Below are 24,475 nucleotides of genomic sequence, written 5' to 3'. Positions count from 1 at the left end.
ATCATGCCTCTGATGTGGTTAAAGGAAAACTGCAAAGGAGGTATTATTATGTCTAAAAATCAATCTGTAACTGGAAAAGAAAACTTTTTTAAAAGAACTTTTGGCTCTCTGACTCAGCTAAAAGAAACTAAGGTTCTTACTATATGTGGCCTTATGGGAGCTCTTGCTATTATCTTGGGGCAGGTAGCGACAATCAAATTTGGCCAGTATGTACGTATCGGTTTTTCAGGGCTTCCCAATCAGATAGTAGATTACCTGTTTGGACCATGGATTGGAGCAATCTTTGGCGGAACCATGGACGTTGTTAAGTGGTTTATAAGTGGAGATGGAGATTTCTTCCCTGGATTTACTCTAACAGCTATGATAGGAGCCTTTTTATATGGCATTTTTATCTATAATAAGCCTGTAAAGCTTTGGAGAGTAATTTGTGCTCAGATATCTGTTAAGATAGTCTGCAATATTATTTTAAATACTTTGTGGCTTAATATGCTTTATGGAAAAGCTATAGCAGCTATTCTTCCAGCAAGAATTGCATCCAATGCCGTGATGCTTCCAATCGATACATTTATTATGTTTGTTATGCTTCAGGTAGTATGTAAGGTGAAAAAGAATATTTTTGACACCTGATGATATACGTTTTTTCCTTGACTTTTATTAATAAAAAAACTAATATATCTAAGTAAATAGAAATAGCGATGATCGGAATAAGTAAGAATCGCAGGCTGACAACAGAGAATAGCCGGTTGGTGAGAGGCGTATGTTAAGAGCGATGATGAATACCTCCGTGAGCTGCAGGTCGGAATGTTCCTTTGGAATTAGTATGATCTGCCGGTATTGACCGTTATATCAAGAGAGTATCGCTTATTTTTTGAGCCGTACTTACTGAGGCATATAGCGTGAGCTATGTGTGAATGAAGGTGGTAACACGAATTATTCGTCCTTCGTAATCAATAATGATTGCGAAGGACTTTTTTTGTGTAGAGAACTTGCTGAGGTATTATCGAAGCTAGTTCGAACCACTTCCGGACACTTAACGAGATTCTTTCGAGTTTAGTGAAGCGGAAGTTTCCTTTCTTCTCGCAATCATACATAATTTTGGAGGTGCGTAATGCAGATTTTTGAAGAGTTAAAGGCAAGAGGACTTATTGCCCAGGTAACAGATGAAGAGCAGATAAGAGAGCTTGTTAACACAGGTAAGGCAACATTCTATATTGGTTTTGACTGTACAGCAGATTCCCTTACTGCAGGTCACTTCATGGCGCTTACTCTTATGAAGAGACTTCAGATGGCTGGCAATAAGCCAATCGCCCTTATTGGTGGCGGTACAACAATGATCGGTGATCCATCAGGTAGAACTGATATGAGAAAGATGCTTACAAGAGAAGACATCGATCACAATGCAGAGTGCTTCAAGAAGCAGATGGAGAAATTCATCGACTTTGGTGAAGGCAAGGCTATGATGGTCAACAACGCAGACTGGCTTTTAAACCTTAACTACATTGAACTTCTTCGCGAGGTTGGTGCATGTTTTTCAGTTAACAATATGCTTAGAGCTGAGTGCTACAAGCAGCGTATGGAAAAAGGACTTTCTTTCCTTGAGTTCAACTACATGATCATGCAGTCTTACGACTTCTACTACATGTTCCAGAAGTACAACTGTAATCTTGAATTTGGTGGAGATGATCAGTGGAGCAATATGCTGGGCGGAACAGAGCTTATCAGAAGAAAACTTGGTAAGGACGCTCATGCAATGACTATTACCCTTCTTACAGACTCTCAGGGCAAGAAGATGGGTAAGACTGCTGGAAATGCTGTATGGCTTGATCCTAATAAGACATCACCATTTGATTTCTATCAGTACTGGAGAAACGTTGGCGATGCTGATGTAGATAAGTGCATTAAGATGCTTACATTTATTCCTATCGAGGAAATCCTTGAGATGGAGAAGTGGGATGACTCAAGGATCAATGAGAAGAAGGAAATTCTTGCATTTGAGCTTACAGCTCTTGTACACGGTAAAGAGGAAGCTCAGAAGGCGCAGGATGCTGCTAGAGCGCTTTTTGCAGGTGGTTCTGACATGACTAACGTTCCAGCTACAAGCCTCAAGGAAGAGGACTTCAGAGATGGAGTTATTGATATTCTTCAGGTACTTGTTTCTGCAGGCCTTTGCAACACAAGAAGTGAAGCAAGACGTGCTGTAGAGCAGGGCGGTGTTACATTTAACGACGAGAAGGTATCAGACGTTAAGACAACATACACCAAGGATGTATTTGCTGAAGGCGTTATGGTTCGTAAGGGCAAGAAGTCATACAAGAAAGTAACATTCTGATAAATACTAGATTTAATTGGCCTGTATTTTCGTAAATACGCGAAAATACAGGCTTTTTTTATAAAATTAAATCTAAAAATACTAACTAAAGGTTAATGTTTTTTCATTTTAATACATTATAAAATTAAAAATGGTGGCGCTCCTTTTTGAAATCAAAAAAGACGCCATTTCGCAAAAGGTTTTCTTATGAGAAAGGTGGGATTACATGAGTAAAAAGTTTCTAACGAAATTGCTAGCTCTAACATTGTGTGCAGGCCTTGTTCTTCAGCCTGTTACAGCTTTTGCTGACACTCCTGTTGAGAGTGAGACGACTGAAGTGGTAGCAGAAGAAGTTACTGAAGATATAACTGAAGAAATTAAAGAAGAAGTGCCTGAAGTAAAAGAAGAACTTCCAGAAGAAGTTACTCCTTTAGAAGCTGCAGCCGAAGAAGTAAAGCCAATGGATAATTCTTCGCTTCCTACCCTTAATGCATATATTAATGATGGATGGCTGTATATTGACTCTATTGGTGATGACTATTTTTACGATATTGTTGTTGATAATGGAGCAATAACTACCTCTAATATACCTTATAATCTTAATAAGTATTGCAATGAAATTGGTCTTTCAAGTGGTTCTTATAAAGTAACAGTTAGAGCATTAAAAAAACATACTTATGAGGTTTCTTCGCAGACAGCAGAGCTTACTTATGACTTTGTTGCTGATGATATTGTTCTTAGACCACTCACAAATGTTAAGATTGAGGAGGATATCCTTACATTTGATGCGTATGCAGAGAATTGCTTATATTTTGTGAAGGTGGATGGTCATGACCCAATCATAGCTACTACAAACAGGGTTGATCTTATATATAATTTCTTTAATATGGGCTTTACTCCTGGCAAATATATGCTACATATAACAGCCACAAAACAGAATTTTAAGCCTATTTCTCAGACCTATGATATTGAATATGCATACGCTATGGAGAAACCAGATCCGGAACCAGAACCGAAGATAGTTACTATTACAGAGGATTCGGTTTCTTCTGATGACCTAAAAAAGATGGGTAAATTTGGGCAAGATTGCGTGGCTCCAACATTTAACAGCTTTAATACTGCACTAGAATATACTTTTAAAGGATGGCAGGTTCATTCTGAAAAATATGATCCTAATAATCCATACGGTGACTGGGAGGATGCTGCAAGATTCATTGAAGGAAAGTATAGAGCTCTTTTATCAGTTAAAATTCGTGATTGTTACAATAATTATGAATTAGATCCAAATTTTAGACTTTATGTTAATGGTATCGGTTGGCGTTGGGTAGGTACTACATATGATGAGAATTTTAACTTAACTAGCATGACGTTTGCTTCTCCAATATATGAGTTAGAAGCTCCTGAATTACCCGAACCTACAATAATTTCAAAAGCTAATATAAAATCAGATCCTTCGCTTACCTTTACCATTGTTGATTATGGTAAATGCGTAGAACCTACACTTATCCCAGAGACTAATGGAATCAAGGTTACTTTCCTTGAATGGGTAAGAAAGAACGAAGAAGGCGATTTTGAAAGCTATAAAGAAGACAGGTTTGATGTAGGTTATTATAAGGCACGATTCAGAGTAGAAATTGATCCTGAGTATAAAAATAATAATTATAATTATTTATTAGATGCTGATTGTGAATACTATATGGATGGCAGAGATTGTTCTTTAGTATCAAGGGCATATGGACCAGAAGATAAAGCAACTGTGTTATCAGCTGTGGTTGATTCTCCTGAGTTTTACTCAAAATTCACTTATGGAGAGTACCTTTCAAGAGTAAGAGTAGAAAATGGAGTAATACGTTTTGATCCATACAGAGGTGCTGATAAATACGAAATTATTATTGCTCAGGAATCTTTCTATACTGAGGATAATTTCTTTGACCCTACAAATGCATTTTATAAGAAAGGTCTTCCATTTGGTTCCTATACAGTATATGTAAGAGCAGTAAAATCAGATCTGAAGCCTATCTCAGCTCTCACAGAGTTGAGATATCAGTATAGTAAATTGCCAGAAGCGGGCAAGCATAAGATTGAAACTATTAATGCCAAATCAAATATTGAAAAGATATTTGTAGAGGGCCAAAAATATGAAAATCTTACATTTGATGGTCCTGATACCGTTACATTTATGAGCATTCACTGGCAGAAGTATCTGCATGAGCAGTTCATTCCAGTAACCGCAGATGATAAGGATTACTTCTCAGAGGGCAGGTATCGTTTCAAGGTACTGTTACATATTAACAGTGAATATTATTATACACATGAGTTTGCAGATAATCCAAAGCTTATCGTTAATGGCGTAGAGTGGACTTGTGATGGTACGGATGCTTATGATGACGGAAGTATAATGAACATCTACTTCCTGTCACCTGAATATACAATTAAGGGGCAAGATGACCCGGATGAACCAGAAGATCCAGAAAAAATTAAGGGTACATGGACAACAAAGTATGGTTCTGTTTACTTTGTAACAGAAGATGGCCAGTATCTTACAGGAATGCAGAAGATTGATGGAGAATATTATCTCTTTAGTAAAAGAGGCACTCTTCAGAAAAACGTATTCTATACGGAAAATGGCAAGACTTACTACTTTGCTAAGGATGGCAAGATGGTAAAAGGCTTTAAGGACAAGTGGAGCGCAACTTATTACTTCGATGAAGAAGGCGTAATGCAGACTGGATTTGTAGACATTGATGGTGATACCTATTACTTCAAGGCTGATGGTAGACAGACTAAGAGTACATGGATCACTGTTGGCGGAGCTAAGTACTATACTAAGGCTGATGGAAAGCTTGCCAAGTCTGAAACTATTAAGAAGTGGGGCAAGAACTATTCATTTGATGCTGATGGAGTTCTGATTCCTTAAACTTTTAAGGCCAGTTGCTGATAATATTTCAGCAACTGGCCTTTTATATTGCAGAGCCGCTGATATGAAATATGTCAGCTAAGCTGACCAGCGGCTCGCAGACGAGTAGGAAGACTGACCGTCTTCTACTCGATTGTAATAGGAAAATATTAGTGGGTTTGAGCTATTTCTAAAGAAAAAAGAAATAGCTCATTTTTTTGTTGACAAAAATGAATATATGGGATAGATTAAACATATGAACAGATATTCATATGTTTGAATTAAAAGAGGTGATTTCTATGGCAATGAATGATGTTGAGCTGTGCGATGAGTTCTGCACCCACAGTAATGTAGTTCTTAAGACCAAGAGGCTTATGCCTGATGAAGATGAATTATATGATCTTGCAGAGCTTTTTAAGGTTTTTGGAGATTCAACCAGAATAAAGATTCTGTTTGCTTTGTTTGAGCAGGAAATGTGTGTATGCGATATTGCAGAGACACTTAATATGACTCAGTCAGCAATTTCTCATCAGCTCAAGGTTCTTAAACAGAGTAAGCTGGTTGGAAACAGAAGAGAAGGTAAGTCCATAATCTATTTTTTGGCTGATGATCATGTTAGAACCATTATTGATCAGGGACTTAATCATATTGAGGAATGATACAGAATATAGCTTTCAGAATTAAATCTGAAAGTTAATAATAAAAAATTCTAATGTAAAAAGGAGATATAGATATGAAGAAGACATTTAAGTGTGAAGTTGATTGTGCTAACTGTGCAGCTAAGATGGAAGATGCTGTCAAGAAGATTGAAGGTGTTGTAAACGCAAGAGTTAATTTTATGACTCAGAAATTTATTCTTGAAGCAGCTGATGACGTATTTGACAGCGTTTTTGAACAGGCAGTCAAGGCTTGCAAGAAGGTTGAACCTGACTGCGAAATCGAAGCCTGACATATTAAATGGTCTATGAGCTATTCAGACATACTTATAAGTGAATTATATTTGGCAGAAAGACTACATGATTAAGTGTATCAGAGGATACTTGTATGACAAAAAAACAGAAAAAAGTAAGAAACAGAATAATTGCTGTACTAATAGCTTTCGTAGTACTTCTTATACTTGATAAAACAGGTGTGCTTGAGCCTCTTCCATGGTTTGTTACACTAATAATATATGCAATCCCTTATGCAGTTATTGGCTACGATGTAATCAAAAAGGCCTGTATCAACATAAGTCACGGACAGGTTTTTGATGAGAATTTCCTTATGATGATCGCAACCTTTGGCGCTTTTGGAATTCAGGAGTATTCAGAGGCTCTTGCCGTAATGCTTTTTTACCAGATTGGTGAATTATTCCAGTCTGTAGCAGTTGGAAAGTCCAGGCAGTCTATAACTGAACTTATGAGTATTGCTCCAGAGTCAGCAAACCTTGTAGATGCTGATGGTAATGTGACAGAAGTTGATCCTGAGGAAGTTAGCGTTGGAGATATTATTCTTGTTCGCGCTGGAGAAAAGATACCTGTGGATGGCACAGTTATAGAAGGCGAGAGCTTTATTGATACAGCTGCTCTTACAGGAGAGTCAGTTCCAAGAAAAGCAGTTTCTGGAGATGAAGTTATAAGCGGCTGCGTTAATGGGGAGGGCATAATCAAGGTCAAGGTTGAAAAAGATTATGAAAACTCAACAGTTTCTAAAATTCTTGAACTTGTTGAAAATGCCAGCAACAAGAAGTCCAGAATGGAGAATTTTATAACAAGATTTGCAAGGGTATATACTCCGGTTGTGACTATAGGAGCTCTTTTACTTGCTATTATTCCTCCGATTTTTGGCCTTCTTCCATGGGCTGACAGTATAAGAAGAGCCTGCATTTTCCTTATTGTATCTTGCCCATGTGCACTTGTTATTTCAGTTCCTCTTGGATTCTTTGGCGGAATTGGAGCTTCATCCAAGATTGGTGTTCTTGTAAAGGGCAGCAATTACCTTGAATCTGTATCAAAGGTTGACACTGTTGTTTTTGATAAAACAGGAACCATAACAAAGGGTGAGTTTAAGGTTACTGAGATTATTTATAACAAAGGCCTTTTATCATCTGAGGCTGAGCTTTTAAAGATTGCAGCACATGGAGAGTCTTTATCAAACCATCCTATTGCCAGATCAATTTGCACTGCCTATGAAGAGGGAATATTTAGTGGTGGTACTAAAAATAAGATCGATAATGCGCTTATTGATGAGTCCAGAACAAAGGAAGAGTCTGGCCACGGCGTTATCTCTTTTTATCAGGGAAAAGAATTGCTTCTTGGAAATAAGAGACTGCTTGAAAGCAGGAATATAAAGTATGAAGCTATAGACAGAGCAGGAACAGTCGTTTATGTCGCTCTTGATGGAAATTACCTGGGAGCTGTCATAATTTCTGATGTTATAAAAGAGACATCTGCAGAAGCGATAAAGAGCCTTAAGGAAACTGGCGTTAAAAAGACCATTATGCTTACTGGAGATAGAGAAAAGGCTGCAAAGGATGTGGCTGAAAAAGTTGGCATAGATCAGGTAATTGCAGAGCTTCTTCCGGCCGATAAAGTCAGCAGGGTTGAAAAATTACTTTCTTCAATGGATAATGGTAGTAAGCTTGCATTTGTCGGAGATGGTATAAATGATGCTCCAGTACTTATGAGAGCTGATGTTGGTATCGCTATGGGATCTCTTGGAAGTGATGCTGCTATTGAAGCGGCAGACGTTGTCATAATGGATGATGATATTTCCAAGATTGCTTCAGTTATCGGAATTGCCCGCAAGACAATGAGAATTGTAAAAGAGAACATTGTATTTGCGCTGGCTGTTAAGCTTATAATCCTTGTACTTGGAGCGTTGGGACTTACTACTATGTGGCTTGCTGTATTTGGAGATGTAGGTGTTGCTGTCATTGCAATACTCAACTCCATGAGAGCACTTAAATATAAAAAATAATAGACATCTCCCCTTGCGATACTTACTTGATGACTGAAATTTGTTAGGGGGTAATATAAATGCCAAGAGCAGAACTAGACGTCGGTGGACTTTTGATGAAACTGGTAGCCAGAGAAACTGGCGAGATCAGTAAGGTTGATTATCATCCGCAGAAACCGGAATTTTCTCATGAAAGTGTTATTGGAGAAACTTATCTTGAGAGAAGATCACCAGAATCCCAGGGACTTAGTTCTGCTTTTTTTGCGTCCCTTATAAGAGACCTTAATGAGTCAAAAGATTGCAATATTCATAAGTTCATGGCGCTTCGCCATGGTAAGGTAGTGGCAGAATGCGCATTTGAGCCTTACGATATGGACACCTGGCATGTCTCTTTTTCCATGTGTAAGAGCGTTATAGGCATGGCTATTGGTATCCTGGTTTCTGAGGGAAAACTGTTTCTTGATGAAAAATTAAGCGATATCTTCAGTTCCAGAATGAGTCCTTTCGGGTTCCTTAAGAAAAATATTACAGTTAAAAACCTTCTTGTTATGAGCAGCGGAGTAGATTTTAGTGAAGCTGGAGCTATAAGCGGCAACGATTGGAGAAAGAGCTTTCTGGAGGCTTCTTTTAAATTTGAGCCAGGGGCCATGTTTGAATACAATAGCATGAATACTTACATGCTATCTGCGATCATCACAGAAAAGACTGGGATGAGCGCCTATGATTACATAAAAGAGAAGATTTTTATGCCAATGGGAATACTTAGAACCTATTGGGAGAGCTGCCCTCAGAGCATCACAAAAGGCGGATGGGGCCTGTTTATCAGGATAGAAGATATGGCCAAGCTTGGACAGTTATATTTGCAAGATGGCATGTGGGATAGACATCAGATTGTGCCAAAAGAGTGGGTGGAAGAATCCACAAAATGGCAGATTGAGACAGGAAAACCTGATAATGAACACTATGGTTATCAGCTATGGATAAATGACGACAGACCGGGCTCTTTTGCCTATAACGGAATGCTGGGACAAAATGTATTTGTATATCCTGATGTTGATATGGTTGTAGTCACAAATGGCGGAAATAGCGATATTTTCCAGACTAGTAAAATGGCAACAATTATCAGAAACTATATGAAGGAGCTGGTAATAGAAGAGGAATCAAAACCTGAAAATTTTGCTGATCTTAATAAGCTTAAGGCAATTTGTAAGTTTGTAAGTGGCCGCAGCAACAACTATCCAATAATCTGTTCTGGTGGCTGGAAGGAACGCAATATTAAGATGACAAAGGGAACACCTAGAAGATATGCGGTTTCATCAAATAATAAGCGTGCAAGCTTTAAAACAGCTGTGAGATCCTACAATGTCAGAAATGAGAACCACCTTATTTACGAATGGTTATCCAAGCTTGATGGTAAATGCTATGACATAGAACAAAAGGGTGTTGGCATCTTTCCTATCATGATGCAGGTTGTGCACAATAATTTTACAGATGGCATAAACAAGATAGGATTTAGGCTCTGGGATAAGAATTTCTTTTACATAGATATTTATGAGGGTATTGAAATCTACAGCCTTAGATGCGGCTTTGGTGGTAAAAGATATACCAGTAAAATTAACATGCACGGTGAAATCTACGAGGTTTCTCTTGTTTCTGTTATTACTACAGATGAGTATAACAGGCTGGTTATCAAAAATGAGATAAATTTCCTGGAAGAAGCATGTCTTCGAACATTTAATATCTATTTTGAAGATGATGCCTCAGACAGAGAAGACAGGAAAGGAACTTTTATATATCCATCTGTTCCATCCAGGATTGAAGTCAGGCTTCTTGAGACTCCTGGTACAGATATGCTGATTTCCACTATGAAAAGTATGGCACCAGATGCTTTTTCAGGAGTTCAGGGAATGGTTGTTAGCAGATTTTTTAAGGGAGGCCTAAAGGAAGCTCTTGAGCATGCAGTTAAAAATACAATTCAACCTGTTATTACAGGAGTTTTAGAGATCCCCGAACCTCTAGGAATAGAAGATGCAGAGGATGAAGAAAACTTAGATTCTGATGAAAATGGTTTAGATTTGGCAAACGATATAATGCCAGATAAAGCCGATGATGAAAATGGCAAAAATCCTAGTAATTAAGCCATGTTTCATGGTATACTCATATGTGCACTGATAGAAAAAATATCTTTTTGATAAGTATTATAAAGTGAGGTATTAAGATGAAAAACGCAATTTATGAAAAGCTTGAAAGCTGTGTAAAGGCAGTTAGAGAGAAGACAGATTTTGTGCCTGATGTTGCACTTGTTCTTGGCTCAGGCCTTGGTAACTACGCAGATAATATTAAGATTGAGACAGAGATCAGTTATAGCGATATTCCAGGATTTCCTGTTTCTACAGTTCCAGGTCATGCTGGAAAATTCATTTTTGGATATGTTGATAATGTGAAAGTTGTCTGCATGAAGGGCCGTGTTCATTTCTATGAAGGCTATGATGTAACAGATGCTGTTCTTCCTGCAAGACTTATGAAGATGCTGGGTGCAAAGATTCTTTTCCTTACTAATGCAGCTGGCGGACTTGGAGAGGGCTTTAAAGCAGGTGACCTTATGCTTATAAATGATCATGTTTCTATTTTTGCTCCTAATCCTCTTATCGGACCAAATGTTGATGAACTTGGCCCTAGATTTGCGGATATGTCTGAAGTTTATGACAAGGACCTCCAGGAAGTTATCAGAAATGCTGCCAAGGCTGAAGGCATTGACCTCAAGGAAGGTGTATACTGCCAGCTTACAGGTCCATCCTTTGAGAGCCCTGCTGAAATTAGACTTCTTGGTAAGCTTGGTGTATCAGCCGTTGGTATGAGCACAGTTATAGAAGCTATTGCAGCTAATCACATGGGCATGCGTATTTGCGGAGTTTCCTGTATTAGTAACCTTGCTGCGGGTATCAGCGATCAGCCTCTTTGCCACGAAGAGGTTCAGGAGGCTGCAGACAAGGCAGCTCCACTGTTTACAAAACTTGTTACAGAATCAATAAAAGCATTCAATATCTAAAATATAAAAAATGGAAAATGCCTATATACCAACCTATATAGGCATTTGACGTATATGGAGGAGATAATGAGAACCCGTTTTTTTAATGCAAGAGTTCTTACAATGGAGCCGGGGAAAGATATTTTTAAGGGCGAAGTCTGGGTTGTTGAGGACAGAATAATCTTTGTTGGAACAGAAGAAGAGGGAAGAGAATACTTAGCATCTCACAGGGAGGCAATGCTTGTCTGGGATAGAGAAATAGACTGTCATGAGAATCTTCTGATGCCAGGCTTTAAAAATGCTCATACACATTCTGCTATGGCTCTCATGAGATCTAAGGCGGATGACCTTCCGCTTCAGGACTGGCTTGGAAATCAGATTTTCCCTATAGAAGCCAAGATGACAGCAGAAGATATATACCATCTTAGCAAGATTTCTATTATGGAATATCTTACAAGTGGTATTACTGCGGCTTTTGAGATGTATCTGACTCCGTTTTCAGTTGCTGATTCCTTTAGGGACTGTGGTATGAGATGCGTTCAGACTAGCTGTGTCAATAATTTCAGCCAGTCAGTGGAGCTTTTAGAGCGCTACTATAATGAACTAAATGGAAGAGACCAATATAATTTCTTTATTCTCGGAGTCCATGCGGAATACACCTGCTCTAAAGAGCTTTTGGAAAAATGCGCTGACCTTGTAGAAAAATACAAGGCTCCTTTCTGGGCTCATATTCAGGAAACTGAAAAAGAAACAAAAGAGTGCATAGAACGATATGGAATGACTCCTATAGAGTTTTTTGATTCACTTGGCTTGTTTAACTATGGTGGAGGTGGCTATCACCTTGTCTGGACCAATGACAAAGATAGAGAAATCATGAAAAAAAGAGGCCTCTATGCTGTTACTAATCCTGGGTCCAATACCAAGCTTGCAAGCGGCATAGCTCCTATAGAAGAATATTTAAAGTGTGGGATACCTGTTGCAATTGGAACTGACGGTCCTGCCAGCAATAATTGTCTTGATATGTTTAGGGAAATGTTCCTGGTTACTGGCCTTGCGAAACTTCGCAGCATGAATGCAGCATCTGTTGATGCAGGTGAAGTTCTTAAGATGGCTACTGTAAATGGTGCCCGTGCTATGGGGCTTAATGACTGCGACTATCTTGCAGAAGGAAAGCTTGCTGATATCATTATGCTTGACTTACATCAGCCTAATATGCAACCAGTCAACAATATAGTAAAGAATATTGTATATAGTGGTAGTAAGAGCAATGTTCTTTTGACTATGATAGGTGGCATCATCCGCTATGAAAATGGTAAGTTCAATATCGGTGCAAGCCCTGAGGAAATATATCAGAAGGCAGATGAGATAAAGGCCAGATTATATAGTTAAAATGCAGCTTTTGTCAGACTTTATGTGAAAAGGAAAAAGTTTTATGGAGAGTATTATTTTACTTAGTATCTTAGCTGGAATATGTTTGATTGCTTACTTATTAGGGTTAAGGGATCAGAAAATTGCCGAAAAGGTGCTGATAAAGAAATTAAGGGATGGTTTTGGACAGGCGCCTATGAGGGAGTACAAGCAGGATGACTTGGATCATATTCCTGGTTACTATTCCAAGCATAAAGAGAGTTTTCAGATTGATGATACAACCTGGAATGATCTTAACATGGATGGAGTATTTGCCAGAATGAACTATTGCCTTAGTGCGACAGGAGAAGAATATCTCTATCACTTGCTTAGAAGCCCCAGACAGGAGGATGATTTTACTGATCAGGAGTCACATGTTCTTTTCTTTCAGAAAAATGATGAGGCAAGGCTTAAGTGCCAGCTTATTTTTGCGAAGATCGGAAGAAGAATAAGATATTCTATTTACGATTATATTGATTATCTGGACAAAGCTCCTGATGTATCTAATGCAAGGCACTTTTTGATGTTAGGTCTTATGCTTGCTGCAATTATTGGCTGCTTTTTTAATTTTAAAGTATTCTTTATAGTATTTATTTCACTTGTTGCCTACAATATTTTCAAGTATTTTGGCATTAAAAATCAGATTGAGCCTTATCTTGCATCTTTTGCATATATTCTGAGAGTAATCTATGCAACGGAGTACTTTGAAAAACTTGACTACAAGGAACTTAAAGAGGATATAGACAAAATGAGTGCTGCCGCTAAAAAGCTACGCCCATTTACAAGAGGCTCTTTTATCCTTATGAATAATACAAAAGTTAATGCCAGCGGAAATCCTATCGAGATTCTGCTTGACTATGTCAAGATGGCCCTTCACCTTGATCTTATTAAATTCAACCAGATGTACAAGCAGATCATGGACAATAAGGACGTTCTTGATGAGATCATAACAATTACAGGTAAGCTTGAGGCGGAAATTTCTATTGCCTGCTTTAGAGAGTCAAATAGCGGTTTTTACTGCCTGCCAAGCTTTGAAGGGGATAGATATGAAGGAAAAGATCTGATACATCCTCTTATTGCTGATTGCGTAAATAATAGCGTTGATACTAAAAAGGGTCTTCTTATCACCGGATCTAATGCTTCTGGTAAGTCAACTTTTCTTAAGACCTGTGCTATAAATGCTGTTCTTGCCCAGACAATTCATACAGTTCTGGGAAAAGAGTACAAGGCTCCACTATTTAGAATTTACTCTTCAATGGCTCTTAAGGATGATATTTTTGGCGGTGATAGTTATTATATTGTTGAGATCAAATCTATAAAAAGAATTCTTGATTCAAACAATGAGAAAGGCTGCCCAGTTCTTTGCTTCGTAGATGAAGTACTTAGAGGAACAAACACTATTGAGAGGATAGCTGCTTCAACCCAGATTCTTAAGAGCTTTGCAGAATCTAAGGTTATGTGTTTTGCGGCAACCCATGATATAGAGCTAACTGCACTTCTAAAAGAAGACTTTGATATTTATCATTTTGAAGGAAATGTTTCAGACAATGACGTTCACTTTGATTACATGATAAAAGAAGGACCTGCTACTAACAGAAATGCAATAAAGCTTCTGGGAGTTCTAGGTTATGATAAAAAAATTGTAGATGATGCTCAGATAATGGCTGAAAAATTTATTGAATCGGGCGTTTGGGCATAAACAGGAGTTAAATTTTTTATGAGAGTAGAAATATATTCTGATGGATCAGCTAGAGGAAATCCAGATGGACCAGGTGGGTATGGAACAATACTCAGATATGTAGATAGTAAGGGAGAAGTTCATGAAAAGGAACTTTCTGCTGGCTACGATAAGACTACTAATAACAGGATGGAGCTTATGGGTGCCATAGTTGGACTCGAAGCTCTTTTAAAGCCCTGCGATGTAGAAATGTTTTCAGATTCACAATATGTGATAAAGGCCTTTAATGAGCACTGGATAGATGGCTGGATCCGAAAAGGCTGGAAAACAGCTGGCAATAAACCAGTTAAAAATGTTGAATTATGGAAGCGCCTTTTAAAGGCCTGCGAGCCCCATGGCATACGCTGGAACTGGGTAAAGGGACACGCTGGCCATCCTGAAAATGAAAGGTGCGATGAGCTTGCTACTAAAGCTGCAGATCAGGAACCATCACAGCTATTGCACGATGATGGTGGGGATCTGAAGTGATCATCTTATGTGATCAAAAGCGTATATTGTTAAAATCATAAAAATCTCGACAATGCTTGTAATGTCGAGATTTTTTCTTTGTTGCACAAGACCGGCAAGCGAATGGATGCTTGCATACAAATTCATTAGCCGGTCGTAAGAATATGGAGCACTAAGTGCGGAATGTTCGTGTGCGAAATCGAGTAGGAGTCAGCATCTAAGATTATCATTTAATTTGATCCATTCAGATAGAGATAATGGAGTGTAGTCCGAGCGCTTGCAGAAACAATTGATCATATTACAGGGAATTGTGCTTTCATGCTCACTGCCTATTGGATAGTAAGGCGTTTCTCTTATTAGCTTTACTATCTGTTGCATTAGAATTTCATCCCTTGTTTCATGAACATGACCATATAGCATATAGTTTTTAGCGTCACCATTGTGACGCTTCCTGTATTGACCTTCGTAGAAGGGAATAGGATAATGAGAGCAGATAACTTTTTTTTGAGAATCTGTGATTTCACGATAGTTATCAATCCACTCAAATCTACCCAAGTCAAAATCAGGCTTTCCAACAAATTTATCATGATTACCTACAATGAGACAGAGTTTGCCCTTCAGGCGATGAATAAGTTCGTTTGTCTCCTCGACACTTCCAAGAGATAAGTCACCAAGAATGACCACAGTGTCTGACTTGGTGACTTTATTATTCCACTTTTCAATCATGTATTCATTCATTTCTAATACGGAGCCAAAACCACGCTTATCCATCTTCGTATTAAGTGCTCCATGATAAAAATGACAATCTGCAATATAATAGATCAAAATAAAAATCCTTTCCTGAAAACGATAAGATTATGCAAAGCCCGGAATGGTTTACAAAACGGCAAATACTCATTTGATTTATTGGCCTCGACTCCGCAGTTTAAAAAATCGCAAAATAATGAGCATTCTTGCCTCTTTGTAAACCGCTCCGGACCTTTGCACTTCTTTTACTTAGGATAGCATTTATGTGTTGGTATTTGCAATGTTTTGATATGTTGCGTGATGCAGACAATATGAAAATTTGTATTATACATGACTTGATATTTCTGGAATGATGCAAGATTATGTAAAAAACCTGTTATGTATCAATAGATTTAGGTAACGTAATGCAAATAATAGAAATATTTGCATTATACATGACTTGATATCTCAGGAATGATGCAAGATTATGCAAAAAACTTGTTATGTATCAATAGATTTAGGCAACGTGATGCAGACAATATAGAAATTTGTATTGTGCATGACTTGATGTTTCCAGAATGATGCAAGATTATGTAAAAAATTTGTTATGTATCAATAGATTTAGGTAACGTGATGCAGACAATATTAAAATTTGTATTATACATGACTTTATATCTCAGTATTGATGCAAGCAATAGAATAATCAGCATTTTGCATGACATATTCACTTTTTATTTTAGGATGCAGGTTACTTGCGGCTCACACCAAGAATAATGTGGCAAGGCGGATTTTTACTCGCGAGTGAGAAAAAACGCCGCCACAGGAATTCTTGGAAGAGCCGCCCTCAAATTAATATATTCTGTAGTTGCCGGAAAGTGCAAGTAACGCGAACATGTAGAGGCAGTTGTCATAGTAGCGGCGGATGCCCTTTCTAAGTGGCTGATTCCAGAACCATAAAACCCACTTCTTTGCAAGCTCAATTTCCTCTGGAGTAGTTGCTACCAGGGCGCCCTGAGCAATTGTAGATAAGAGTCCAAGAGGGTGGAGAACGGGCCTTTCTGTAGGAGTGCCATCTACCTTGTATGCGCACCTTACAGCTTCTAGACTTGTTCCCAAAAATTTCATCATACGAAGTGGAACTTCTCGCTGGCCCTTATCTTCTGAAAACCATACGCTGTCAAGGCCGATATTTGCTGCTGTTCTGTAGGCATCACTAAAGAAATCTCCAAAGTAGCCCCATGGGAGTTCCTTGTCCATTGGAGTGCCATCAAAATTTCCATATTCAGGACTAAGCCCTGTTTCAGGATGACAAGCCTTTACAAGATATTCTCTGCTAGCAGCTGCTGCCTCCTTAAAGAACTTCTTGTCCTCCTCATTGGCCCAAAGAGCAAATAACTCATAAAAGTGTGGGAGATGATAGGAAGGATCTGTAAAGCCAATTCCTGGAACAAAGAGAATCTGATGATTGTCATGATTCCACATAGGTGAACCTTTTCGTCCATTTTCACCTTTATGGATGCAGGCGCTTAAAATTTCGCGAGCTTCTCTACTATATTCAAAGATTCCTTCTCCATCGCCCCATCTATGGGAAGCAAAGAAAAGAGCCATTGCATAGAACTCTTCACCATCAGGAGCAGGGCCGTCTGCATTCTTTTTGCCATCTGTCTGACATGACCAGGCAAAATATCCTTCATTTTCACCTTCTGTCATGAACATATAGGTCTTGGACCATTTCCAGATACGGTCAAATTCTTCCTTCATATCAAGCTGAACACACATCATCATTCCATAGCTCATGCCTTCAGTTCTGGCATCATTATTGCCTGTATCGCACAGATAACCCATATCAGATCCTGCTTCATGATATATGCGTTCATTTTCATCGTAAAAGAAAGTTTGAACGGCCTCTTTTATTCTGGCCTGAATTTCATTTTCTGGAATTCCAATCTCCCTTAAAAAGTTTCTGTAATTGCCTGTTTTAAATGCTCCCATTGTGTATCTCCTAAATTTAAGCTGTTTTGTCTTTTTTCTGGTCTTTATTATTAAGGACCAGCTTATTTACTTTTATATCAAAAAGAGGCTGAGCCTTCTTTTTTCCAAGTATCACATCGTGCAAGCTCTTGAGAAGGATAGCAGATGGAAGACCAAGTGCAAATACTACAAGAACATATACGATCACGTATTTAATGTGATGTGGGCTCTTTACACCGCCGTCAAACTGCCAACCGAAGAGCTCTACATAAAGACCATGGATAAGATAGAATTCAAGAGTAATCTTGCCCATGAAATCAAGGAACTTGTTGCCAATCTTAAACTTCATTCCAAGAAGTAAAAGACACATTACGAACCAGGTGCAGAGAACTGACTGAGCAAGAACAGTAATTTCCCTGTTCTTTACAATGATTTCCTGTGGAAGCCAGCCTTCACCATAGTAGCCAAACATATTACCTACAATGCCTGTTCCTACGCGGATAGGGTAGTAAGCAAGAAGGAAAAGAGCCAGGTATGCCCAATAGAACTTCTGAACATGAGGAATTATCTTATTCTCAAACTTAGCAAATATGATTCCTACAGGGAATAGAAATACGCAGTTATACCACCACTCACCTCTTATCCAATAGTCGTTATGATTGATCCTTGTTCCAAGGAGCATATAAAGAACTACTAGCAGAGTAGTAGAAGTTACAGCAAGTCCATCCTTCTTAAAGAGTTTAAAGGAAATGTAGAAAAACAGATAAAAGAAAGGAAGGACAATTACGTACCAGGTATTTGGATTACATAGATCCAAACTTGTAAGATACAAAAGGATCTGCCTTCCATCCATCTTTTCCCCAATAAGAAGTCTTACAACAAAGAAGATAAATGTAGTTGTGTAAAGAGCAAGAACTACAGGCAGGATACGCTTTTTAAAGTAGCCCTTAAGATAGTTTTCCTTGGAATGGAAACTCTTGTAAACTCCATATCCATTAAAGAATAGAAACACTGAAACTAAAAGAAATCCCATATCAACGAAAATATCAAGACCATGAACAATTCTTGACTGTGGCTGGATCCAGGATGCACAGGTTTTCTGCGCAATGTGATGCAGCATTATGCAGATTGCAAGAAAACCTTGAAAAGCCTTGGTCTGCCTTAAAGATAGGAATTCTTCGTTAAACTTTTTGGGGCCAGTAAATTTGGCTCCCCATAATAAAATAACTGGTAAGATTACGTAGACTGAATAGATTGCTTGTTTCATACCAATACCTCCATAAAAAAATTTAGTCTAAAGACTAGTAACCCCACATAAATACTAGCTTTTTGAAGTATTTTTTTCTACGCATTTGTTTCTAAACAGTTGTCAGTTATTGCGAAATATTGAGTCCAAATTAGTGATCATAAAAGGTTATAAAAATAAGAAAAAAAAGAGTGACAGAAATTGTAAATCTGTCACTCCATAAACCTTGTTAAAAACTTATGTAAACGGCAATTATATCAATCGCTTACTAAATAATTACTCACCAAATACTGCAAGGTAGTCCTTCTGGAACTTCTCGATACCAGCATCTGTAAGTGGATGATGAACCATCTGCTCAATAACCTTGAAAGGAACTGTAGCGATGTCAGCACCTGCAAGAGCGCAGTCTGTAACGTGCATAGGATGACGGATAGAAGCTGCGATGATCTCTGTCTCAATGCCGTGGATGCTGAAGATCTCAGCAACTTCAGAAATAAGATCTGTTCCACGAACGCTGATGTCATCAAGTCTTCCAAGGAATGGGCTTACAAATGCAGCGCCAGCTCTAGCACAGAGAAGTGCCTGGTTAGCTGTGAAGATAAGTGTCATGTTAACCTTGATGCCTTCGCCTGAAAGAACTTTACAAGCCTTAAGACCTTCCTCAGTCATAGGAATCTTAACAACCATGTTAGGGTGAAGCTTTGCAATTTCACGGCCCTCTTTGATCATGCCTTCTGCATCAACAGTAGTAGCCTTAACTTCTCCAGAAATAGGTCCATCAACGATTGAAGCAATCTCTTTAACTACTTCATAAACGTCTCTGCCTTCCTTAGCAATAAGTGATGGGTTTGTTGTAACACCACAGATAACCCCCATGTCATTAGCTCTTCTGATTTCATCAATATTGGCTGTGTCCACAAATAATTTCATTGTTCATACTCCTCCTAAAGATAAGTTTATTACCAACCTAAATAATAATAACACGTAAATACACCGATTTATAATCTATTCTTGCTAGAACCTTATTATTTTATGCTTTTAAAAATAATTGACTTAAATGATTTAAAGCATTAAAGTAGTAAATAGGTCTATTAAAAATCTTATGGAAAAAAGTGTATTATTTGGGAGGATGTCTATGGTCATCAAAATTCTTTTGCTACTAGTTTTCTTTGCAACTATGCTCACCATTGGCTTTATCTGCCGGAAAAATTCAACTGATGTAAATGGTTTTGTTCTTGGAGGAAGGTCTGTAGGACCATGGGTTACAGCTTTTGCCTATGGAACTTCATATTTTTCTGCAGTCATATTTGTTGGATACGCAGGGCAGTTTGGCTGGAAATATGGAATAGCTGCAACCTGGGTGGGAATAGGAAATGCCCTTATTGGATCACTTCTTGCATGGAGAATACTTGGAAGAAGAACAAGAATCATGACACAGCACCTGGATTCTGCTACAATGCCTCAGTTCTTTGCAGCAAGATTTGGAGGTAATTCTCTTAAGATAGCAGCTTCCATAATAACTTTTATTTTCCTTATCCCATATACAGCATCCCTTTATAATGGCTTATCAAGGCTATTTGGAATGGCCTTTAACATTGATTATTCTATTTGCGTTATCGTAATGGCTGTGCTTACTGGAATCTACGTTATTGCTGGCGGCTACATGGCTACAGCTATAAATGATTTTATTCAGGGTATTATCATGCTCATTGGAATTAGTGCAGTTGTTTTGTCTGTTCTTAGCTCAAAAGGCGGATTTATTGCTTCCCTTGATGGGCTTGCCAGAATTTCTGATGAGGCTGTTTCTACTACACCTGGCGTTTTTGCATCTTTCTTTGGACCAGATCCTGTAAACCTTCTTGGAGTTGTTATTCTTACATCACTTGGCACATGGGGACTTCCTCAGATGGTTCAGAAATTCTATGCAATAAAAAGCGAGAAGGCCATTTCAAAGGGAACAATAGTATCAACTATGTTTGCTTTTGTGGTAGCCGGTGGATGTTATTTTCTTGGAGGCTTTGGAAGACTTTTTTCCGATAGAATAGATATAGCAGCAGGTGGCTATGACAGCATTATTCCGGCTATGTTATCAGGCCTTCCAGATCTTCTTATTGCTGTAGTAGTAGTACTTGTCTTATCAGCTTCTATGTCGACGCTTTCATCCCTTGTTCTTACAAGTAGTTCAACCCTTACCTTAGATCTTTTAAAGGGCCATGTGGTAAAGAATATGAATGAAAAGAAGCAGCTCCTTATTATGAGAGCTTTGGTTGTTGTATTTGTAGCTATTTCAGTTGTGATTGCTATTGTTCAGTATAGGCAGAATGTTACATTTATTGCTCAGCTCATGGGAGTATCATGGGGAGCCCTTGCAGGAGCCTTTCTTGCGCCATTCCTATATGGGCTCTATTACAAGGGTACAACTAAAGCTTCTGTCTGGTGCAGCTTTATCTTTTCAACTGTTGTAATGCTCCTTAATATGTTTGTCAGAAGCAGTTTCCCTAAACTTTTACAGTCTCCCATCAACGCAGGAGCCTTCTGCATGCTTGCAGGCCTTGTAATTGTACCTGTAGTTTCTTTGTTTACAAAAAAGCCTGATAAGGACTTGGTTGACAGTGCTTTTGCGTGCTATGATAAAGAAGTTATGGTACATCAGAGCCTTTCATTATCTGATGATGAGGATGTAGCATAAAAATCTCAACTGTAATGATGCAGGCTGCAGGAAATAAATGACTTCGGGGGGAGAATATGAATATTAGACGCGCGCAAGATAAAGATGCAGAAAAGATTTTAGAACTCTTAAAACAGGTGCTAGAGCTTCATGCACACATTAGACCTGATATATTTGTATCCGGAACTACCAAATATTCAAGAGAAGAGCTTCTTGAAATAATAGCTGATGATAAGAGGCCTATTTTCGTTGCAACAGATGAAAAAGATGATCTGATGGGCTATTGCTTTTGTGTTTTAATGGAGCAGCCAAAGAAAGAATATATGGTTCCTTTTAAGACTATATATATTGATGATCTCTGCGTTGATAAGCATTACAGAGGAAGACAGGTAGGAACTGCATTATTTGATTTTGTAAAAAAGTATGCCAAAAATCTTGGCTGTTATGATATTACACTTAATGTCTGGGAGGGCAATGAATGTGCCCAGAGATTCTACAATAAACTGGGAATGAGAGTTAAGGAAACTAATATGGAGTTTATATTATGATTTCCATCCGACTTTTGTAGCAGGTACGAATATGTGATAATATTAATGTTAAATGCAGTTATTGTTTTTGAGGGGGCTTAGCATGGATAATAACGAGTTTAACGGCGGAAATTCTCTGATGCTCAAGATCTGCGCTTTTATCGTAGATAAAAGAAATCTTTTCTTTCTGATATACGCTATTCTATGTATATTCTCTGCAATTTCCAGAAACTGGGTCAGTGTAGAAAACCAATTGGCTGAGTATCTGCCGGAATCTTCTGAAACCTGGCAGGGTCTTAAACTTATGGAAAAAGAGTTTACGACCTATGGTTCAGTTAAAGTCATGGTAGCAAATATTGATATTGACCAGGCGCTTCTTATCAAAGACGACATTGAAAATATTGATGGCGTCTTTTCCTGTGAGGTAGATGATTCTGAAGATCACTACAACGATGGTTGTGCTCTTTTTAATATTACCTTTGACTACGATGAGAAAGAGGAGATATGCCTTGATCTTTTAGAGCAGGTAAAAAAATATTTTGATAGATATGACTATTACCTATCAACAACCCTTGGTGACACTCAATCTGAGCTTATAGACAAAGAGATGAGTGTTATTTCTATTATTGTCGTTATTGTTGTAGTTGCAGTTTTGCTTTTGACGTCCCAGGCCTATGCAGAAGTTCCGGTTCTACTTCTTACCTTTGGAAGTGCAGCTCTTGTACAGATGGGAACAAATTTCCTTCTAGGAACCATTTCTTTTGTCTCAGATTCAGTAACTATCGTTCTTCAGCTAGCACTTTCGGTGGACTATGCTGTCATATTCCTAAACAGATATAAAGAGGAACATGAGAGCCTTCCCTATAGAGAGGCCTGTATCATGGCCCTTTCCAAGTCAATTCCTGAAATCTGCGGAAGTTCTCTAACAACAATCGGCGGTCTTGTTGCTATGCTATTTATGCAGTTTGGAATTGGCAGAGACATGGGCATCGTTCTAATAAAGGCTATTTTACTTAGCCTTTTGTCTGTATTTCTTTTGATGCCTGGTATCATCATGATCTTTGCCGGACTCATGGAAAAGACCCAGCATAAAAACTTTATTCCTAAGATTCCCTTTGTTGGGAAATTCGCTTATGCCACAAGGTACATTATTGCTCCCGCTTTTATTGTGACAATCATTGTTGCAAGCAGAATTTCAGCGGGAACTCCTTATGTTTATGGCTATTCACAGATTACACCACCCCTTATAAATGAGGTTCAAAAGGCCCAAAATATGCAGGATGAGAACTTTAATTCTGACAATATGGTTGCTCTTGTTTTCCCAAGTGGTGATTATGACAAGGAAAAAAAGCTTATCGAAGATCTTCTTGCTCAGGACTGCGTAACTAAAGTTACAGGTCTTGCTAATACAGAGGCTCTAAATGGCTATACGCTTACAGATAAGCTTACTCCCAGGCAGTTTTCGGAACTACTTAATATTGATTATGAGATAGCAGAGCTTGTTTATACAGCTTATGCCGTCAATGATGAAGATTACGCCAAGGTTGTAAATGGTCTTGCAGGCTACAAGGTTCCTCTTATAGATATGTTCATGTTCGTATATAAAGAAGTTGATGAAGGATATGTTACTTTATCTGACGAACTTATGGATAAGCTTGAAAACGCTAATACAATGATGAACTTTGCAAAAAAGCAGCTGCAGGGAGAGGAGTATTCAAGAATTCTGGTATTCCTTAGCCTTCCCCAGGAATCTGATGAGACTTTTGCGTTTCTTGAAAAAATGCATACTATGGCAGAAAAATATTACGACGAAGATAAAATATATGTAGTAGGGGAATCTGTCAGTCAGTATGACCTTAAAAAGTGCTTTGGAAGAGACAACAAGGTAACTGGCATTATCTCAATCCTGGCGGTTTTGGTGGTACTTCTTTTTACCTTCAAATCTGCTGGAATGCCGGTTCTTCTTATTGCCGTTATTCAGGGGTGCATCTGGATCAACTTCTCAATCCCTGCAATTGAACACGACAATCTCTTTTTCCTGGGATATCTGATTGTAAGCTCTATTCAGATGGGCGCTAACATCGACTATGCAATTGTTATTGCAGGGCGCTATACAGAGCTAAGAGCAGGCATGGGCAAAAAAGAGGCTATCATAAATACCATGAATCTGTCATTTCCAACTATCATAACTTCAGGAACTATGCTGGCTGTAGCTGGAACCTTAATTGGTAAGATGACGTCTGACTGTGCTATCTATGGTATTGGAAAATGTCTTGGCCGTGGAACAATCATATCTATTTTGATCACAATGTTTGTGCTGCCGCAGATACTTCTGGTGGGAGATAAGATAATCGAGCTTACAGCCTTTGTTATGAACATGCCTATGCAGGCGGAAGCAAGATCAGGGTCTATGAGAATTGATGGCCTTATAAGGGGCCACGTAGACGGCAATTTATATGGAACCTTCCATGGTATCGTTAGGGGCAAGATAAATGCTTTTATCGATAATAATGATGTAAAAGAGCTTGATGAGAGCAATGAGCTTTCAAATGATGCGACAACAGAGGAGGGCTGAT

The 24,475-nt window shown here is 38.4% G+C and carries 18 protein-coding genes and 1 other annotated feature; of the genes, 14 read left to right on the top strand and 4 right to left on the bottom strand.

The window, feature by feature from the left end:
* Window positions 1-48: 48 nt before the first annotated feature.
* From G631_RS0101140 to rnhA, 11 genes are all read left to right on the top strand, one after another.
* Window positions 49-627: a folate family ECF transporter S component gene (locus G631_RS0101140; protein ID WP_026487865.1), complete on the top strand. Its 579-nt coding sequence runs from the start codon at window positions 49-51 to the stop codon at window positions 625-627.
* A gap of 59 nt (window positions 628-686) precedes the next feature.
* Window positions 687-945 (top strand) — a binding site (T-box leader).
* Between the two features lie 163 nt (window positions 946-1,108).
* Window positions 1,109-2,329 carry a tyrosine--tRNA ligase gene (gene tyrS, locus G631_RS0101135; protein ID WP_026487864.1) on the top strand — a complete coding sequence of 407 codons (1,221 nt, stop codon included), beginning with the start codon at window positions 1,109-1,111 and terminating at the stop codon, window positions 2,327-2,329.
* Between the two features lie 205 nt (window positions 2,330-2,534).
* Entirely contained in the window at window positions 2,535-5,225 is a 2,691-nt protein-coding gene (locus G631_RS19800) for an N-acetylmuramoyl-L-alanine amidase family protein (protein ID WP_026487863.1), read from the top strand.
* A 278-nt stretch (window positions 5,226-5,503) separates the two neighbouring features.
* Window positions 5,504-5,863 carry an ArsR/SmtB family transcription factor gene (locus G631_RS0101125; RefSeq protein ID WP_026487862.1) on the top strand — a complete coding sequence of 120 codons (360 nt, stop codon included), beginning with the start codon at window positions 5,504-5,506 and terminating at the stop codon, window positions 5,861-5,863.
* Window positions 5,864-5,937: 74 nt separating this feature from the next.
* Window positions 5,938-6,153 carry a cation transporter gene (locus G631_RS0101120; protein WP_026487861.1) on the top strand — a complete coding sequence of 72 codons (216 nt, stop codon included), beginning with the start codon at window positions 5,938-5,940 and terminating at the stop codon, window positions 6,151-6,153.
* A gap of 95 nt (window positions 6,154-6,248) precedes the next feature.
* Window positions 6,249-8,162, top strand: coding sequence for a heavy metal translocating P-type ATPase (locus G631_RS0101115; RefSeq protein ID WP_026487860.1), 1,914 nt, complete (start codon window positions 6,249-6,251; stop codon window positions 8,160-8,162).
* Window positions 8,163-8,221: 59 nt separating this feature from the next.
* Window positions 8,222-10,279, top strand: a complete 2,058-nt coding sequence (locus tag G631_RS17600; protein WP_051196698.1) for a serine hydrolase domain-containing protein — start codon at window positions 8,222-8,224, stop codon at window positions 10,277-10,279.
* Between the two features lie 80 nt (window positions 10,280-10,359).
* On the top strand, window positions 10,360-11,190 hold the full coding sequence (locus G631_RS0101105) for a purine-nucleoside phosphorylase (RefSeq protein WP_026487859.1): 831 nt from the start codon (window positions 10,360-10,362) through the stop codon (window positions 11,188-11,190).
* 66 nt (window positions 11,191-11,256) lie between these two features.
* The gene (locus tag G631_RS0101100; protein WP_026487858.1) at window positions 11,257-12,558 is read left to right on the top strand and encodes an amidohydrolase; all 1,302 of its coding nucleotides are present in this window, start codon (window positions 11,257-11,259) and stop codon (window positions 12,556-12,558) included.
* A gap of 43 nt (window positions 12,559-12,601) precedes the next feature.
* Complete coding sequence (locus G631_RS0101095) at window positions 12,602-14,275, top strand: MutS-related protein (RefSeq protein WP_026487857.1); 1,674 nt, start codon at window positions 12,602-12,604, stop codon at window positions 14,273-14,275.
* A gap of 18 nt (window positions 14,276-14,293) precedes the next feature.
* Window positions 14,294-14,782 carry a ribonuclease HI gene (gene rnhA, locus G631_RS0101090; RefSeq protein WP_026487856.1) on the top strand — a complete coding sequence of 163 codons (489 nt, stop codon included), beginning with the start codon at window positions 14,294-14,296 and terminating at the stop codon, window positions 14,780-14,782.
* Between the two features lie 189 nt (window positions 14,783-14,971).
* Here rnhA and G631_RS0101085 read toward each other — a convergent pair whose 3' ends face one another.
* The 4 genes from G631_RS0101085 to fsa form a co-directional block, all read right to left on the bottom strand.
* The gene (locus tag G631_RS0101085; RefSeq protein ID WP_026487855.1) at window positions 14,972-15,586 is read right to left on the bottom strand and encodes a metallophosphoesterase; all 615 of its coding nucleotides are present in this window, start codon (window positions 15,584-15,586) and stop codon (window positions 14,972-14,974) included.
* 750 nt (window positions 15,587-16,336) lie between these two features.
* On the bottom strand, window positions 16,337-17,479 hold the full coding sequence (locus G631_RS0101080; protein ID WP_026487854.1) for a glycosyl hydrolase family 8: 1,143 nt from the start codon (window positions 17,477-17,479) through the stop codon (window positions 16,337-16,339).
* Between the two features lie 16 nt (window positions 17,480-17,495).
* A complete protein-coding gene (locus G631_RS0101075) occupies window positions 17,496-18,725 on the bottom strand; it encodes an acyltransferase family protein (protein WP_026487853.1) in 1,230 nt (409 codons plus the stop codon).
* Window positions 18,726-18,980: 255 nt separating this feature from the next.
* Window positions 18,981-19,634: a fructose-6-phosphate aldolase gene (gene fsa / locus G631_RS0101070; protein WP_026487852.1), complete on the bottom strand. Its 654-nt coding sequence runs from the start codon at window positions 19,632-19,634 to the stop codon at window positions 18,981-18,983.
* A gap of 205 nt (window positions 19,635-19,839) precedes the next feature.
* Between fsa and G631_RS0101065 the strand changes: the two genes are divergently transcribed.
* The 3 genes from G631_RS0101065 (at window position 19,840) to G631_RS17595 (ending at window position 24,474) form a co-directional block, all read left to right on the top strand.
* Window positions 19,840-21,393: a sodium:solute symporter family protein gene (locus G631_RS0101065; RefSeq protein ID WP_026487851.1), complete on the top strand. Its 1,554-nt coding sequence runs from the start codon at window positions 19,840-19,842 to the stop codon at window positions 21,391-21,393.
* Between the two features lie 56 nt (window positions 21,394-21,449).
* Complete coding sequence (locus tag G631_RS0101060; RefSeq protein WP_026487850.1) at window positions 21,450-21,920, top strand: GNAT family N-acetyltransferase; 471 nt, start codon at window positions 21,450-21,452, stop codon at window positions 21,918-21,920.
* 82 nt (window positions 21,921-22,002) lie between these two features.
* Complete coding sequence (locus G631_RS17595) at window positions 22,003-24,474, top strand: efflux RND transporter permease subunit (protein WP_035789080.1); 2,472 nt, start codon at window positions 22,003-22,005, stop codon at window positions 24,472-24,474.
* The last annotated feature ends 1 nt before the right edge of the window (window position 24,475 follow it).

It is taken from the genome of Butyrivibrio sp. XBB1001 (assembly GCF_000424505.1).
Lineage (GTDB): Bacteria > Bacillota > Clostridia > Lachnospirales > Lachnospiraceae > Butyrivibrio.
Note: the sequence above shows the minus strand (reverse complement) of the source record. Positions and strands in the feature narration are given on the sequence as shown.

Bases quoted from the DNA above. Each gene is read 5' to 3' on its own strand.
- G631_RS17595 (WP_035789080.1), top strand. From the start codon at position 22,003: ATGGATAATAACGAGTTTAACGGCGGAAATTCTCTGATGCTCAAGATC.
- G631_RS17600 (WP_051196698.1), top strand. From the start codon at position 8,222: ATGCCAAGAGCAGAACTAGACGTCGGTGGACTTTTGATGAAACTGGTA.
- G631_RS0101080 (WP_026487854.1), bottom strand. From the start codon at position 17,479: ATGGGAGCATTTAAAACAGGCAATTACAGAAACTTTTTAAGGGAGATT.
- G631_RS0101140 (WP_026487865.1), top strand. From the start codon at position 49: ATGTCTAAAAATCAATCTGTAACTGGAAAAGAAAACTTTTTTAAAAGA.
- G631_RS0101120 (WP_026487861.1), top strand. From the start codon at position 5,938: ATGAAGAAGACATTTAAGTGTGAAGTTGATTGTGCTAACTGTGCAGCT.
- G631_RS0101115 (WP_026487860.1), top strand. From the start codon at position 6,249: ATGACAAAAAAACAGAAAAAAGTAAGAAACAGAATAATTGCTGTACTA.
- tyrS (WP_026487864.1), top strand. From the start codon at position 1,109: ATGCAGATTTTTGAAGAGTTAAAGGCAAGAGGACTTATTGCCCAGGTA.
- G631_RS0101095 (WP_026487857.1), top strand. From the start codon at position 12,602: ATGGAGAGTATTATTTTACTTAGTATCTTAGCTGGAATATGTTTGATT.
- G631_RS0101060 (WP_026487850.1), top strand. From the start codon at position 21,450: ATGAATATTAGACGCGCGCAAGATAAAGATGCAGAAAAGATTTTAGAA.
- G631_RS0101065 (WP_026487851.1), top strand. From the start codon at position 19,840: ATGGTCATCAAAATTCTTTTGCTACTAGTTTTCTTTGCAACTATGCTC.
- G631_RS0101105 (WP_026487859.1), top strand. From the start codon at position 10,360: ATGAAAAACGCAATTTATGAAAAGCTTGAAAGCTGTGTAAAGGCAGTT.
- rnhA (WP_026487856.1), top strand. From the start codon at position 14,294: ATGAGAGTAGAAATATATTCTGATGGATCAGCTAGAGGAAATCCAGAT.
- fsa (WP_026487852.1), bottom strand. From the start codon at position 19,634: ATGAAATTATTTGTGGACACAGCCAATATTGATGAAATCAGAAGAGCT.
- G631_RS0101125 (WP_026487862.1), top strand. From the start codon at position 5,504: ATGGCAATGAATGATGTTGAGCTGTGCGATGAGTTCTGCACCCACAGT.
- G631_RS19800 (WP_026487863.1), top strand. From the start codon at position 2,535: ATGAGTAAAAAGTTTCTAACGAAATTGCTAGCTCTAACATTGTGTGCA.
- G631_RS0101075 (WP_026487853.1), bottom strand. From the start codon at position 18,725: ATGAAACAAGCAATCTATTCAGTCTACGTAATCTTACCAGTTATTTTA.
- G631_RS0101100 (WP_026487858.1), top strand. From the start codon at position 11,257: ATGAGAACCCGTTTTTTTAATGCAAGAGTTCTTACAATGGAGCCGGGG.